General features: G+C 31.6%; 14 protein-coding genes and 1 pseudogene. 5 read left to right on the top strand and 10 right to left on the bottom strand.

Annotated elements, in window-relative coordinates; genetic code table 11:
- Window positions 1-6: 6 nt before the first annotated feature.
- Both M0M57_RS02950 and M0M57_RS02945 read left to right on the top strand, forming a co-directional pair.
- Window positions 7-456, top strand: coding sequence for a DUF2383 domain-containing protein (locus M0M57_RS02950; protein WP_248435233.1), 450 nt, complete (start codon window positions 7-9; stop codon window positions 454-456).
- Between the two features lie 50 nt (window positions 457-506).
- A pseudogene (locus tag M0M57_RS02945) lies at window positions 507-704 on the top strand (YciE/YciF ferroxidase family protein); the annotation flags it as partial.
- 112 nt (window positions 705-816) lie between these two features.
- Here the strand turns inward: M0M57_RS02945 and M0M57_RS02940 are convergent.
- Both M0M57_RS02940 and M0M57_RS02935 read right to left on the bottom strand, forming a co-directional pair.
- Window positions 817-1,296: a DNA-deoxyinosine glycosylase gene (locus M0M57_RS02940; RefSeq protein WP_248435231.1), complete on the bottom strand. Its 480-nt coding sequence runs from the start codon at window positions 1,294-1,296 to the stop codon at window positions 817-819.
- 91 nt (window positions 1,297-1,387) lie between these two features.
- Window positions 1,388-1,879 (bottom strand): hypothetical protein, encoded by a 492-nt coding sequence (locus tag M0M57_RS02935; RefSeq protein ID WP_248435229.1) that lies wholly within the window; start codon window positions 1,877-1,879, stop codon window positions 1,388-1,390.
- A 225-nt stretch (window positions 1,880-2,104) separates the two neighbouring features.
- Here M0M57_RS02935 and M0M57_RS02930 point away from each other — a divergent pair, with 225 nt between their 5' ends.
- The gene (locus M0M57_RS02930; RefSeq protein WP_248435227.1) at window positions 2,105-2,746 is read left to right on the top strand and encodes a hypothetical protein; all 642 of its coding nucleotides are present in this window, start codon (window positions 2,105-2,107) and stop codon (window positions 2,744-2,746) included.
- A 279-nt stretch (window positions 2,747-3,025) separates the two neighbouring features.
- Here the strand turns inward: M0M57_RS02930 and M0M57_RS02925 are convergent, their stop codons facing one another.
- The 7 genes from M0M57_RS02925 to M0M57_RS02895 form a co-directional block, all read right to left on the bottom strand.
- Window positions 3,026-3,337, bottom strand: coding sequence for an HPF/RaiA family ribosome-associated protein (locus M0M57_RS02925; RefSeq protein WP_248435225.1), 312 nt, complete (start codon window positions 3,335-3,337; stop codon window positions 3,026-3,028).
- A 17-nt stretch (window positions 3,338-3,354) separates the two neighbouring features.
- Window positions 3,355-4,530: a baeRF3 domain-containing protein gene (locus M0M57_RS02920; protein WP_248435224.1), complete on the bottom strand. Its 1,176-nt coding sequence runs from the start codon at window positions 4,528-4,530 to the stop codon at window positions 3,355-3,357.
- A gap of 332 nt (window positions 4,531-4,862) precedes the next feature.
- On the bottom strand, window positions 4,863-5,480 hold the full coding sequence (locus M0M57_RS02915; protein ID WP_248435222.1) for a DUF4142 domain-containing protein: 618 nt from the start codon (window positions 5,478-5,480) through the stop codon (window positions 4,863-4,865).
- Between the two features lie 69 nt (window positions 5,481-5,549).
- Window positions 5,550-6,113 carry a hypothetical protein gene (locus M0M57_RS02910; protein WP_248435220.1) on the bottom strand — a complete coding sequence of 188 codons (564 nt, stop codon included), beginning with the start codon at window positions 6,111-6,113 and terminating at the stop codon, window positions 5,550-5,552.
- A 68-nt stretch (window positions 6,114-6,181) separates the two neighbouring features.
- A complete protein-coding gene (locus M0M57_RS02905; protein ID WP_248435218.1) occupies window positions 6,182-6,778 on the bottom strand; it encodes a YciE/YciF ferroxidase family protein in 597 nt (198 codons plus the stop codon).
- A 307-nt stretch (window positions 6,779-7,085) separates the two neighbouring features.
- On the bottom strand, window positions 7,086-7,598 hold the full coding sequence (locus tag M0M57_RS02900; protein WP_248435216.1) for a MepB family protein: 513 nt from the start codon (window positions 7,596-7,598) through the stop codon (window positions 7,086-7,088).
- The gene (locus M0M57_RS02895) at window positions 7,595-8,797 is read right to left on the bottom strand and encodes an NAD(P)/FAD-dependent oxidoreductase (RefSeq protein ID WP_248435214.1); all 1,203 of its coding nucleotides are present in this window, start codon (window positions 8,795-8,797) and stop codon (window positions 7,595-7,597) included. Before M0M57_RS02895 ends, M0M57_RS02900 begins: the two co-directional genes overlap by 4 nt.
- A 430-nt stretch (window positions 8,798-9,227) precedes the next feature.
- On the opposite strand from M0M57_RS02895, the gene M0M57_RS02890 reads away from it, so the two are divergent.
- Window positions 9,228-10,244, top strand: a complete 1,017-nt coding sequence (locus tag M0M57_RS02890; RefSeq protein ID WP_248435212.1) for an AraC family transcriptional regulator — start codon at window positions 9,228-9,230, stop codon at window positions 10,242-10,244.
- A 347-nt stretch (window positions 10,245-10,591) separates the two neighbouring features.
- On the top strand, window positions 10,592-11,044 hold the full coding sequence (locus tag M0M57_RS02885) for a DUF2383 domain-containing protein (protein ID WP_248435210.1): 453 nt from the start codon (window positions 10,592-10,594) through the stop codon (window positions 11,042-11,044).
- A 204-nt stretch (window positions 11,045-11,248) separates the two neighbouring features.
- Here the strand turns inward: M0M57_RS02885 and M0M57_RS02880 are convergent, their stop codons facing one another.
- Window positions 11,249-12,793 carry a hypothetical protein gene (locus M0M57_RS02880; RefSeq protein WP_248435208.1) on the bottom strand — a complete coding sequence of 515 codons (1,545 nt, stop codon included), beginning with the start codon at window positions 12,791-12,793 and terminating at the stop codon, window positions 11,249-11,251.
- Window positions 12,794-12,920 lie beyond the last annotated feature (127 nt).

Raw genomic sequence — 12,920 nt, 5'->3', positions numbered from 1 at the left:
TACATTATGACGGAAACAGACAAAACCCTTTGTGAAGAATTACAAATGCTTTTGATATCCATTCAAGAAAACGAAAGGGGTTTTTTGACTGCCGCAATAAATACGTCAAAAAGCGAAATTAAAATTTTTTTTCACAGAAAGTCATTGGAAAGCAAAGAATTTGCCGCAGAACTCATTGGTGAATTAGATTTTTTAGATTATCCGGAAGCTGACGATGAGAGTATTTCTGCCTATGCACATCAGATATGGTTTGACTTTAGTTGGTTCTTTTCGACTTGTGATGATGAAAAAATTTTACAAAAAATAATCAACGATGAACATGAAATAGTAAAGAAATATGATGCTGTATTAACATTGATTCTTCGCCCTTCAACTCGGGTACTTTTGACTTTGCAAAAAGAGTGTATTGAAAATGATTTAAACCATAATAAAATTTTCTTTTTTTACTGCAAGTAGACAAAATCGCATACCAAAAATGATGAGGGCCCATTTTGATTCATTTGATGGATGCCGGTCTAATTGCCGAAGCACAACGAGTAGAGCACTACGAAATTTCAGGATATGGAACGGTTGTTAGATACGCAAAAGAGCTTGGTCATGACGATGTTGCTGTAAAACTGCAGAAAACGCTGGATGAGGAATATGCTGCCGATGAGAAGTTGAATAAGTTAGCAGAGAATAGACTCAACCAAAAAGCGATGTAAAAATCACTTTTTTGCTTGTACTGCCTGTATTAATTAAGAAATCTTAAACCTACTTTTCTTAATTTTACGGGCAGTATTTTTTTAAAAAAACCAAAGCCCAAATTGAACATTGTCAAATTGCCACATTCCCCCAAACATGCAACTTCTCCTCAAACGAAATTCCGGCATTCGCAGGACTAGTTGAAGGTAAAGTTATCAATTGATAGTGATTGGATACTTGAACATACTTTTTGAAATATTGTGCGGCTTTTTGTCCGTTAAAAAAGATTTTTTCAATTTTTGGATGAGCAGCTAAGAAATCAGTAAAATCATTCGGGATTTCTTGCTCAATGGCACTGTCTAAACTTCCTTCTCTAACGCAATTTTGCAGCACATCCCAAAGGGCTACGTTATTTTTTAGTACCAATTTTTTTCTAGTTTCATAATCGGTTGAGTAAGGCTCATCAAAAATTGTGAATAGTATTTTCCAAAACGCATTTCGTGGATGACCATAATATTGATTTAATGTTAATGAAGCAATTCCGGGCATTGTACCCAAAATCAATACTTTTGACTGTTGATTGGAGATGGATGGGAATGAGTGGATTTTCATTTGGATGGGATTTATGTTTTTTTAGTGTTTTGGTAGTTCACATTATTTTGATTTTTGATATGCTTAGTTTCAGAAGAAGGAAAGAAAATAATTAAAAAAGATTACTTTTCTGCAACGTTTTTATTTCTATTATTTCAGTCAATTTTTGTAGTATGCTTTTCGTAGCATATCTAAAACCTAATTCCAAAAAAATAAATCTTAATACTATAATTCCCATGACTAAACTGAATATTTCCTCAAATTTATTTTGAATTAGAGCAGTAATTATTCCAGAAAAAATAAATAAGATTACTAAAACAAATATGATTTTTAAAACTTTACCAATCTGAATTTCTAATGTCCCTTTTTTGTTTTCCAATTTTCCGTGTACAACACAAAAATCTGCATACAACTTTTTTGATAGTTTTAGTTCAAATTCATTTTCTTTAATTTCGCCAATAAATAGTTTATTACTCCAATTTGCAACATACTGTTCTTTTGATAAAGTGCAATTTTTTAATTTTGAAATAGCGGATGTGCTATCAATTTTTAATTCGACTGAATAGTTGTTTTTAGGGAATATCTTCAATTGTTTTAGATTCATTAATATAGTAGTTGTTTTCTCCACTAAAATACTAAAATATATTTCAAAACCCCCTTTTTGAATTCCAATCCCAAATTGACACATTCTCAAATTGCCACATTATCAATCCCAATGTTAACATTTACCTCAAACTAAAAACTTAACATTGCCCTTTAACACAAATGACTTAAATTTGCTTAACACGTAATTATCAATAGGTTTACAATTAATTTACAATGAAAAAATATGGAAGAAAATAAATCACCCGAAGCCACTTCAAATGAAGTAAAAAAAACAACCACTGAGAATAAGCAACCGGAGGTTAAAAAAGTAACGACTCCACGTAGAACTGCACCAAAACCTGCTGTTGCAAAACCAACTACAGCAAAGCCAGCCGCAGCAAAGCCAACTGTTTCAAAAACAACTACGCCAAAGGCGACAGCTCCAAAACCTACAGTAACAAGAGCTGCTTCAGCTAAGCCGGCTACGCCAAAAGCAACCACACCAAAAGCAACTGCTCCTAAACCTGCAACCGTTAAAACAACTGCTGCCAAAACCGTTGCTTCAAAAACACCGGCAAACGCAACACCAAAAGTGAAAGCAGTAAGTAAAGTTGAAGAAAAGGAAGTAGAAACTTCAGAATCGATTCAAAATCAACTAAAAAAATATAAAAAGATGCGAGATAAAATGAAAAAGGAATTGAAAAAGGAAAAATCAAAAAAAGCGAAAGCGAAAGAAAAAGCTAAAAAGGCGAAAGAAAATGCAAAGGTAAAAGAAAAAGCTAAAAAGGCAAAGGAAAAAGCCAAAGCGAAAGAAAAAGCTAAAAAGGCAAAAGAAAAGACTAAGAAACAAAAAGCAAAAAAAACTACTTCTAAAAAGAAGAAATAAAAAAAATAGCATTTTGTAAACTCACTTCTTTCTATCCATTTGGAGAGAAGTGAGTTTTTTTATTTAGAAAAATTATGGTTTTAAAAAGAGTAATTATGATCAGGCTTAACATTCAATTATCTTGTTTAAATTTTTTTTTACGGTAGAATGAAAGTTTTCAAAAACAATTCGATTACCTTCTTAAAAGATGTTTTTCAAAAAAAAAATTACCCCCAAAAGTTAAACACAATTGAGGGTGGATATATAGTGAGATAATCTGTTTTAAAGTTGAACTATTAGTTAGTTCTTCAATTTATCAAAGATTGTATCTAATTTGTTTTTTAGTTTTCCACTGGCAATTTTGGTGGCTTCATCAAATGAACTTGCTTGCGACGTAACGGCTATGGGTTGCACACCGGCAATGCGTGCTTCCAGCATACATCGTTTGTCATTCTGACCATCTTTGTGGCTGTTTTCATCGGTAAGGTGAACTTCTAATCGCGTTATCTTTTCTGTAAATCGGCTTAAATTACTGTTGAATAAATCGTCTAATCGTTCAACAATTCGTTGATCTTCGTCTCCAATGTTGGAAATGTTATATTGTATTTGCATGTTTATCTAATTTTAAATTAATATCTAAGGATAGCAGCGAAACCATTTTCTGTTGGCATTTGATCGGAAGGTAAAACATAAATAGTTCCTCCCATTTTTGTGACTAATTCGCTCATGTCGTCTAACAAATCATCTACTTTTGGGTTTTTGAGGTCTTTGTTTTGCATGTTTCCAGTTTCCAAGTTGGTAATTCGTTTGGCAATAATTCGGTCGGCTTCAATAAGCAATGTGTCAATTCGTCCTTCTACAGCTGCTACAGATACTGTTTTTAAATCATCGCTCCCTTTGTCTGTAGCTCGAGCTTGGTTGTATTTGTCAACCTGTTGCTCGATCTTTTCCAAATATTCCGGTTCCATGATTTCCCACGCTTTGTTTTTTAATTCTTCTAATGAAATGGCTGCCGGGTTGTGTTTGATGCCTTTGTGCAAAAGATGCGGATTTTTGTTCACTTTTTGAAATACACTATGGTGTTCTGAAAGAGCCATTAAAATTAATGGCCAGCCGGTTGGTTTAGAATACTTCTCATGTACTTCCTGAGCTACTACTCTAAAAAAGCGTTCTATATCAATATCTATTTCTTCTTTTTTTCCTCCGTGTCCGTGTCTCATGTTTACACTTTGACCACTTGTGCCACCATAGGATGCTACAGTAGTGTGTTTGTCGGTTAATTCTTCTCCTAATGCTTCTTCCATAGTTTGAGGAATAGACGAGTCCAAATTAATTTCGGTTAAATAATGATGACTTCCTTCGTATAATTTCACACTATCCATAGAGACACCTATCACATGAAAATGATCCATGGTTTGAATGTACTGACGTAAAGGTTTAGTATGAAAACTATCGGCCACAATAGCTAATTCTTCCGGCGTTGTTTGTAATCCAATCACTTCAAAAAAATCACCTGCACTAAAAATGGCTAGCCCTTTTGCGGTATATCTCCAAAATGAAGTATCGTTTTTGAGTTGTTCAAGCGGAGCTAGAAAATGCTTGATTGCCGCATTATCATGTTTTGTAGCTAATGATTCTTCCAATTTTTTTACTAAATTTTGAAATCGAATAGGATCTTGAGCATTTTCCGGATGGTGTTGATGTGTGGGCATGTAAAGTGATAGACATGGAGCTTCTTGAGGCGTTAAAAGTTTCTGAATTATTTGATGGGATACTTTCTGAATGGGGGTGGCTACTTCTTTCATAAGATATTGCTTTTAAAATTAATCTGATTAATTCAATTTAATTCAATCAAAGAAAAACTTGATTTTTGTAAAATTAACTCATTAAATAGGTAAACGTTTTACACAATTTTGAGTAAGTATTACATAATTTTACGGTGAGTTAAAATGTATAGTTAATCTGAAATTCAACTATCTCTAACCTAAGCAGATTTTCTAAAATAAATTACATAAAAAAGTGCAGCAAAATAAATTTGCTACACCTTCTCAATAGTAACCTTAAAACTAACTTTAATACATCTATATGGCTTAGAAGAGTTAACTGAGTTTTCATCAGTAAGCAATTTCAACTTTTTTTACGATTTCATTTTATCACATTCCTCTTTGCATTTTTCAGCATGTTCAAGATGTTTTTTTAACGAGGGTAGTTTGTTTGCTGCCCAAGTTCTTATTTCTTGATCTTCCGAATCGGTAGTTGCTTTTTCAAATAATGAAATGGCATCTTTATGATGTTCAACCATCATTTTGCTATAGGCTTTGCCAAAATCATTTCCTGATTTGTCTGCCAATTTGTTATAATTTTCTTGTGAATCTTCTGTATTTGTGGTTGGAATTGCCACTGATTTAGCTTGTGATAAGGCTGTAAGTTCTGTTAGCGACTTGCTGTGATCTTCTACCATCATCTTGCCCAACGCTTTAACGTGTTGCGAATTACCTTTTTCTTGAGCTAATTTTCCTAAACTGATTTCTTCTACTTGCATTTCGGCAGCTTCCATCAGGAATTTGGCATCATCGTTATTTTCAACGACTAAAATAGTTTCGTCGTCAATTTCCATATTGGTGATGTTTTCTTGTTCAGAAAGTGTTTCAGCATCTTCCGTTTTAGTATCCTTACATGAAGTTGTCAAGAATACTATTCCTGTCAAGCAAAATGCGAACAGTAGGATTGTTTTATTTTTTATCAAATTTTTCATAATCTTTTTTTTTAATTAGTTAATAAATAGGTAAGGGGTTTTTAAAGTCCCTTACCTAGTAATTTTATTCTACCAGTGGACTTCTTCGCCACGGTTATTTTTCCAATCATTTTCTAAGTATTCAGCGTCTTCACTGTTTCTTGGTGTAACTGAAATTACAACGTTTCCTTCTTTAATTCCGGATTCGTATAATTTAGCTCTTGCTTCAGGAATACCCGAACCCACTAATGCACCAATGATTCCACCCGCTAATCCACCTGCACCTGCACCTGCTAAACCTGCTGCAATTGGTCCTGCGATTAAAATTCCTAATCCTGGAATTACGACACTTGTACCCAATGCTGCGATTACACCAACGATAGCACCAACAGTTCCGCCAATTGCAGATCCTTTTCCGGCATGTTCTGCTGCTTTGGTTCCCAATTCAGTTTCTTCGGCAATATCTGTGTGATATTGGTTTTTTCTTGTTTCATCAGACATTACTAGGTTAATATCATCTGCAGCATAACCTCTTTCATGTAGTGTATTATAAGCTCTTTCCGTACTTTCACGGTCACGAAACATGCCTGTAAGTACTCTTTTTTCGGATGTTCTGTCTACTACTCCGTCATTCTCATTTCTTGAATTTTCCATTTAAAATTTGTTTTAAATTATTTATTGTGTATTTGTTAATCCGATTTCAGTTTTCACTTGATTAGTGATTATGCTTTCTTTTCTGATGCGTCTATATTGATGGTCGCCACCGCAACTTCTGTCAATTTTACATCCGCTGCTTTTTCTTCTTTTAATGTTTCATCAAGCAATTTCACTACTTCTTTCAACCCTAAAGTTTGTGCAAATTGGCTTAGTGTTCCATAAGAAGCAATTTCATAATGTTCGATTTTTTGTCCGCCTGCAATGATTCCAGCGTCACGCATTGCACCCGGTTTGCAATCATCCATAATTTCTTCCGATTCTTTTATCAAACCTGCCATGGCTTCGCATTTTGCACCAACAGCTTTTTTGTCAAGAAGTTTAAAAACTTGCTCCAAGCGTGTTATTTGATTTTCCGTTTCTAAAAGGTGACTGGTAAGTGCTTCAATTAATTTTTCTGAAGTAGCATTTTTTACCATTTTTGGTATTGCTTTAGTTAATGCTTTTTCTGCCCAATAAATATCTTTTAATCCGTCATGGAATAATTTCATTAATTGAGAAGATTGAAGTTTGTTTTCTGTAGTACCTTCTTTTTTTGGAACCGTTTTGGTAGCAGTCGATTTCATTTGACCGTTTTTACTGAATTTTGTTTTTGTAATATTCATTGGTTGTTTATTTAGTTAATAATTTGTGTTTTTTCTTTAATTAAAATGATATTACAAAGTTCAGGTTGAAGGAGTGATTTCATATTATACTATTATTTTAAATAATTGCATGATTGCCACATTAGTGAAAAACTAATAGAGGAACGACTTGATTATTAACAAGATAAATAGTGTGAAAAGAAAGTTTTTGAATGGTTTACAATACTTTTAGGTCATAATTGTATAGCCAAATTGAAAAAGAGATTGTAGAATATTTAAATAAGAAGTATAAGGCTTTTTGAAAAATAAGGAATTAAAATAGTGTGGACTAAAAATTGGAATATAATTTTCTAATTAAATCAAGTTTGGAACTATTTTCAGTTTCAATTTTAATAAAATATTTTGTCTGCCAGCGTTGCGTTTGTTGTGCTAGTTTACTGGTTGCGTTATCCCAAGGCGGATAAACTCTGATTCCTCTTTTTCCTTGTTTACCGTTGCTTGTTATGATTCCTTTTTCCACCAATACTGATTTTGGAAAAATGAATTGCCCAATTTTGTCACCGCTTTTTGAAGTAATTACAATAAAATCTATAGTGTCCGAAATGTCAAATGGTGCTGTTATACCCTCGTTGTTTCGTTTCCAAATCGTTACAAATTGACCTGTTTTGGTGGGTGTGATTTTAGAAATTCGGTATTCTACTTTATGATTGTTTAATTCAAATGAACAAGCACCATATTCACTACTTTCGGAATGCAGTTGAAAATTTGTTACAGTAAAACCGCATTTAGCATAGACGTCCAGTATGAATTTTAAATCGGAAGATAAAGTAGTTTGTTTCATCGTCCAAATCGATAATATTCCGCCAACTCATGTTCTTTCCCATTCAAGAAATCCACAATCATTTCCATTCCTTGCATCGAAAAAGTAATGCCATTGCCACCAAAACCCAACACAAAAAGTGTGTTTTCATATTCCGGACTTTTCCCGATGTAGGGCAAACCATCTTTGGTGCTGCCAAATGTTCCCGCCCAACTGAAGTCTTCAGTAAATTCTACTTCAGGCATTAACTCCAAGAGTTTCGCTTTTAATTTATCTGCTTTTCGTTCTTTGATTTTTTGTTGAAAGAATTGAAAGTTGAATTTTGAATCTTCTCCACCAATTAAAAAACGACCATCATCGGTGCTTCTCATATAAAGATAAGGATCATCGGTTGTCCAAATTAAGGTATTTTGTACATTCTTATTCAATTTAACGTCTTGTTCACTCACCGTAGCATACGTATAAAACAAATCGGCAATTTTTTCTTTGAGCAATTCGGTGCTTTCAAAACCGGTGCAACAGATTATTTTTTTGGCTTCAATCATATGATCGTTTTTCAAAATTACTTTGGGTCGAAAGCCGGTAGTGTCTATTTTTTCAATGTCCGTTTGGTCATAGACTTTCATTCCTCTCTTTACATTTAATTGGATGAGTTCATGAGCCAGTTGATAAGCATCTACACTAGCCGCCACATCGGATAGAATTCCACCATGCGTGATGAGTCCGTATTTTTTTTCAATCGTTTTGGCATCCAACCACTTTACACCGAGATTATGTTTGTTCCGAATTTCAAATTCTTTTTTCAACCAACCGGACGCTTTTTTGTTATGAGCCAAATACAAACTTTTTTGCATTTTAAATCCGCACTTGATTTTGGTTTTTTTAACCAACGCTTGTAAGTTTTGAATGGCTTCAATGCCGGCTTGATAGCATTTTACCGCAGCTTCTTCGCCAATCATTTCGGCTAATTCATACAATGGAACATCTACTTCGTATTGTAACATGCTTGTGGTGGCACTGCTGCTTCCCATGGCAATATCTCTTTTGTCAATCAACATCACTTCGTGTCCGGCTTCCATCAAAGCATGGCTAATCAAAGCTCCGGTTATTCCGCCACCAATCACCAATAGTTCGGTTTCAAGGTTTTCTTGCAACGAAGGATAGCTATATAAAATACCATTTTTTACTAACCAAAACGATTCGAATGTTCGTATACGCATACGTATGATGATTTTTGTTGATTTGACTTTACTACAAATATAATTGATAATTCAACATGAACTTCGTTGCTTCTTATTAACGCTGAAAAATATATGACAGAGGTAAAAGTTTTCTTCAATAGTTTATCGAAAACTTAAAATTATATAAAAACTCAAAAAAATCTTGTAATTCATTTTTAGTAATTTCTGTTGAATTTTGTACAATGCAATTTAGTTAAAAAATTAAATTAATAATAACATAAAAACTAAATAGATTAATTATAAATTTTAATTTAATAAAAATACAGTATTTTATTAGCTAGAATTTATTTTTTTAACTTATTAAAAATAGTAAAACAAACCTTCAAAGCCAATCAAAATCTATTTAATTTTTGCCAAAAAGTAGAACAATATGAATTGCTTCTACTAGTTGTAATTTAAGATAAGAATGATGAAAACGATTAATATTGAATCCAACACAATTGCTTCAATTTTTGATCAATTACATGCCCAATTGGGTGGTGCTTTGGTTATAAAATCGAATGAATATATTTTAAAAATAAATAATGACATTGCTATCGGAACTATATGTGGTGCTTCGGTTGAAAATGCCATTACCTACATCGAGTTTAACATAACTTTTAAGATTAATAGTTCGTTGCTTTATCTAACAGAAAATGTACATTTTTTGCATTTTGCTTATTGCTCCAAAGGAGAATTGTTTCAAAGTTTTTTTGAAAACAAAAAGAAAAATAAATTGACTCAATTTCAAACTGGTATTTTTTCAAATAAAATTGATAAAAAATCGTATTTCTATTTTAAAAAAGAGAATGAAATCAAGGTTTCAATTATTACGTTGGATGCTTCTAATGTAAATGATAGTGATTTATACGATCACCTACACTCAAATTTCTTTAAATGCCCGAACACTCATCAATTTGCTTACATTAGTTCCTATAACTTGAAAATCGCAAAGAAAATTGAAGAATTGAATGCCATTGAACAGCATGGTCTAACAAGGAATTTGCTGATTAATAGTATCGTATTTTCAATCTTGGCTTTAAATGTAGAACAACATTTGAGCGATGAATCGATTGTTACCAGTAATTCTTCTTCTTTGACCAAAAAGAATATGGAGCGAATTAAAGAAGTTTCAGAATTTATTAAAAATAATCCGGAGCTTGATTATTCCGTAAAATTCCTTACTAAAAAAACAGGACTGCCTCCACATAAATTGCAAATAGGATTTAAAATTTTGCACAACAGAACAGTGGCCGATTATATTAGAAATGCTCGTGTGGAAGCTGCCGAAAACTTAATTAGAACAACAGAATTAAACATTTCTGAAATTGTTTACAGTGTTGGATTGACCAGTAAAAGTTATTTTTCTAAAATTTTTAAAGAGAAATACGGATGGAATCCAAAACAATATAAAAAGCTATTGAATGAGCGAAGTTCATCGGCTTAAATAGTTTAAGTTTTTTAATTTTTTAAGTGAATTTTTGAATACAAATTTGCTGAAATTTTATTTTATAAATCATTTGTTTTTATGTAGTTGTCATGTATTTAAAATGGTAAGTGGTTTTTGTTAAAACGGAAACCACTTTTTTTTTGAGTTATTTTTAAACTTTTTTGCGTCATTTAGCATAGTCGAAAAAAGTTACATTTACTTAAAAAAAGAAAATAATAACGGTAATTATTAATTAAAATAAATAGTTATGATTGGCAATCATATTGACTAAGACTAGCGAAGAAACCAAATTTCTCTATTCGAAGCTGTATATCTAATTAGTATTTCTCGGAAATACAACATTTATGAAGACTATCGAAAAAACGTTAAATGACCAATTAGATGTGCTATTGGATTTGATTTTGGAAAACTATGAAGGTTTTCAAAATGCCATAAAATTTGCTTCAGACGATAACCTGAAAATTTATTTTGAAAAAAAGTCGCAAGAATCTAAAGAATTTGCCACAGAATTAATAGGTGAATTTGAATTCTTAGGTATTTTAGATGAAGACGAAAGTTTGCTAGACTACGTAAAACGAGCATGGACTTCTATAAAATGGGTTTTTTCAGCCTGTGATGATGAAAAAATCATCAACGAAATAATGACTGCCGAGCAAGAATTAATTGAAAAATATAATGCCATTCTACAATTGCAATTGCGACCTTCTACCCGAACATTACTGACTTTGCAGAAAGAGTGCATAGAAAGTAACCTTATTTATACAAAGCAGTTAATACGATTGCCGAAGTTGGGTTGATTTTTGAAGTTTAATTTTTCCAACTACACCACAAATTCGCAACTTTATTAATAAACATTATTCGATAAATCCAAAATCATACAATTGAAATTGGTTCTTATGAATTGTTGCAACTTTCAAATGTAGAAGTGAGACTTCTCGGAGCAAAGTCAAGCAGAAACATTGCTTGTTTTTCAACAGTTTTAAGTTTAGAAATAACTTTTTTTATTTGCCGTGTTTTATTATATTCATTAACGTAGTACATAAATCACAATCATCATCACCTTTTATGTTTTTTGCAATTTCAATATTATTTTGAGCAGTAGTAAAATCACCATTATAGAGCTGATAAATTGCAAATTGCATTATCAAGTTGTAATTATCGTCATCGTCTTTTAAATAACTTGATGCACTTTCTCCGTAAAATTGAGCTAATGATTTAAATCCTTTTATAAAGTTGATATGAGATAGTAATCGTAAGCTGTTAAAGTCAGAAGAGTCTATTTCTCTAATCTTTTTACAATATTCTTCGGCTTTTACAAGATCTTCACTTAGGTAATAATCAAAAGCAAGAAGAGTCAATTCCTCAACAGTATTTTCACTTTCTGTTTCGATTGCTATTTTAGTATTTAACGTTTTTCTATAATTTATTGAATCAGATTTTAAATTATAAATTAGTGAAACTACATTATAACAATCTGTTGCATTAAAATTTTCATCCTTTTTATCAATTGGAAAGACTTCAATTGCTTTATTAAAAAAGTGTAATGATTTTTCCCAATCTTCTTTCATAAAATAAAGATACCCTAAGCATTTATTTACGGTAAAGTCATTCAGTTTTTTTTGGTCTTTTAATTCACTGATTTTTTCAATTAGTTCATTGATTTTATTTTTTTCATTTGCTGTATAGTTTAATACTAAATTGTTTTTACTGTCAAGCTCAAAAAAAATAACTTTACAAAAAAGACCCATAATATGTGACATTATCCAACAATTTTCTATTTGATGATTATTTTTATATTTTAGGCGGTATTCATTGAGTAAATCATAATTAAAAATTTCGGTATGATCTTTCGTAGCATAAGTTTTTTTAAGATTTTTATCTTCTCCTATTTGCATAAATAAATTTTGTGAATTTTCAAATATTTCGGTAAAAATCAAATAAAAATAAGGGATTGAAATATTTTTGTTATCACTCGTTAACATCTCCTTAATTACTTCTCTAGATCTTTTATAATCACCATTTTTAAGCAGAATTAAAGGATAAAAAAACATTGAAATTGAATCTTTTGGATTGATTTTAAGTGACTTGTCAAAATCAAGTAATGCATTTGCATCATTGAGATTGCTCTTTAAAACTCCCCTGAACGAGTAGAAAAAAGCACTGTCTTTATCAAAATATCGAATGTCTATAGTAGTAAGTGCTTTTGAATAGTATTTATTCGCTAAATCAGATTTTTTTTTCTTTGAATAATATTCAGCAATATTGTTTAGAAAAAACGGATTAATACTGTCTGTGGAAAGCTTTTGTAATAAATCATTTAATTTTTGCTCATCATATTTTTTACCATCTGACATTTCTTCAAATGATCTATCCAAATCTTTATGTGTAATATTAAAAGAAAAAGAAGGTTTTTTGCTATATAAATCTTTGACAAGCAGAATAATGTCTTGTTTCGTTTTATCAGACAACGTAGTTGTATTTATTCCATTTTGTCCTATTATAAAGCATGGAAATAATAGTACTATTACTAAAATCAGTTGTTTCATTATGCGATATTGTTTTATTTTTTTAGTGATGGTTCACTAATTTTTTACTTCTTCTAACCTAAAATCCTTTGAAAAGCACATTCATTGTCTCAAAATTAGGGATTTAAGTTGGTTGGTACAAATGGGG

It is taken from the genome of Flavobacterium azooxidireducens, from assembly GCF_023195775.1.
GTDB classification, from domain to species: Bacteria; Bacteroidota; Bacteroidia; order Flavobacteriales; family Flavobacteriaceae; genus Flavobacterium; species Flavobacterium azooxidireducens.
The sequence above is the reverse complement of the archived record's forward strand: the minus strand, read 5'-3'. Positions and strand labels throughout refer to the sequence as shown.

Coding starts and splice junctions, on each gene's coding strand:
- M0M57_RS02950 (WP_248435233.1), top strand. CDS start 7: ATGACGGAAACAGACAAAACCCTTTGTGAAGAATTACAAATGCTTTTG.
- M0M57_RS02940 (WP_248435231.1), bottom strand. CDS start 1,296: ATGAAAATCCACTCATTCCCATCCATCTCCAATCAACAGTCAAAAGTA.
- M0M57_RS02935 (WP_248435229.1), bottom strand. CDS start 1,879: ATGAATCTAAAACAATTGAAGATATTCCCTAAAAACAACTATTCAGTC.
- M0M57_RS02930 (WP_248435227.1), top strand. CDS start 2,105: ATGGAAGAAAATAAATCACCCGAAGCCACTTCAAATGAAGTAAAAAAA.
- M0M57_RS02925 (WP_248435225.1), bottom strand. CDS start 3,337: ATGCAAATACAATATAACATTTCCAACATTGGAGACGAAGATCAACGA.
- M0M57_RS02920 (WP_248435224.1), bottom strand. CDS start 4,530: ATGAAAGAAGTAGCCACCCCCATTCAGAAAGTATCCCATCAAATAATT.
- M0M57_RS02915 (WP_248435222.1), bottom strand. CDS start 5,480: ATGAAAAATTTGATAAAAAATAAAACAATCCTACTGTTCGCATTTTGC.
- M0M57_RS02910 (WP_248435220.1), bottom strand. CDS start 6,113: ATGGAAAATTCAAGAAATGAGAATGACGGAGTAGTAGACAGAACATCC.
- M0M57_RS02905 (WP_248435218.1), bottom strand. CDS start 6,778: ATGAATATTACAAAAACAAAATTCAGTAAAAACGGTCAAATGAAATCG.
- M0M57_RS02900 (WP_248435216.1), bottom strand. CDS start 7,598: ATGAAACAAACTACTTTATCTTCCGATTTAAAATTCATACTGGACGTC.
- M0M57_RS02895 (WP_248435214.1), bottom strand. CDS start 8,797: ATGCGTATACGAACATTCGAATCGTTTTGGTTAGTAAAAAATGGTATT.
- M0M57_RS02890 (WP_248435212.1), top strand. CDS start 9,228: ATGAAAACGATTAATATTGAATCCAACACAATTGCTTCAATTTTTGAT.
- M0M57_RS02885 (WP_248435210.1), top strand. CDS start 10,592: ATGAAGACTATCGAAAAAACGTTAAATGACCAATTAGATGTGCTATTG.
- M0M57_RS02880 (WP_248435208.1), bottom strand. CDS start 12,793: ATGAAACAACTGATTTTAGTAATAGTACTATTATTTCCATGCTTTATA.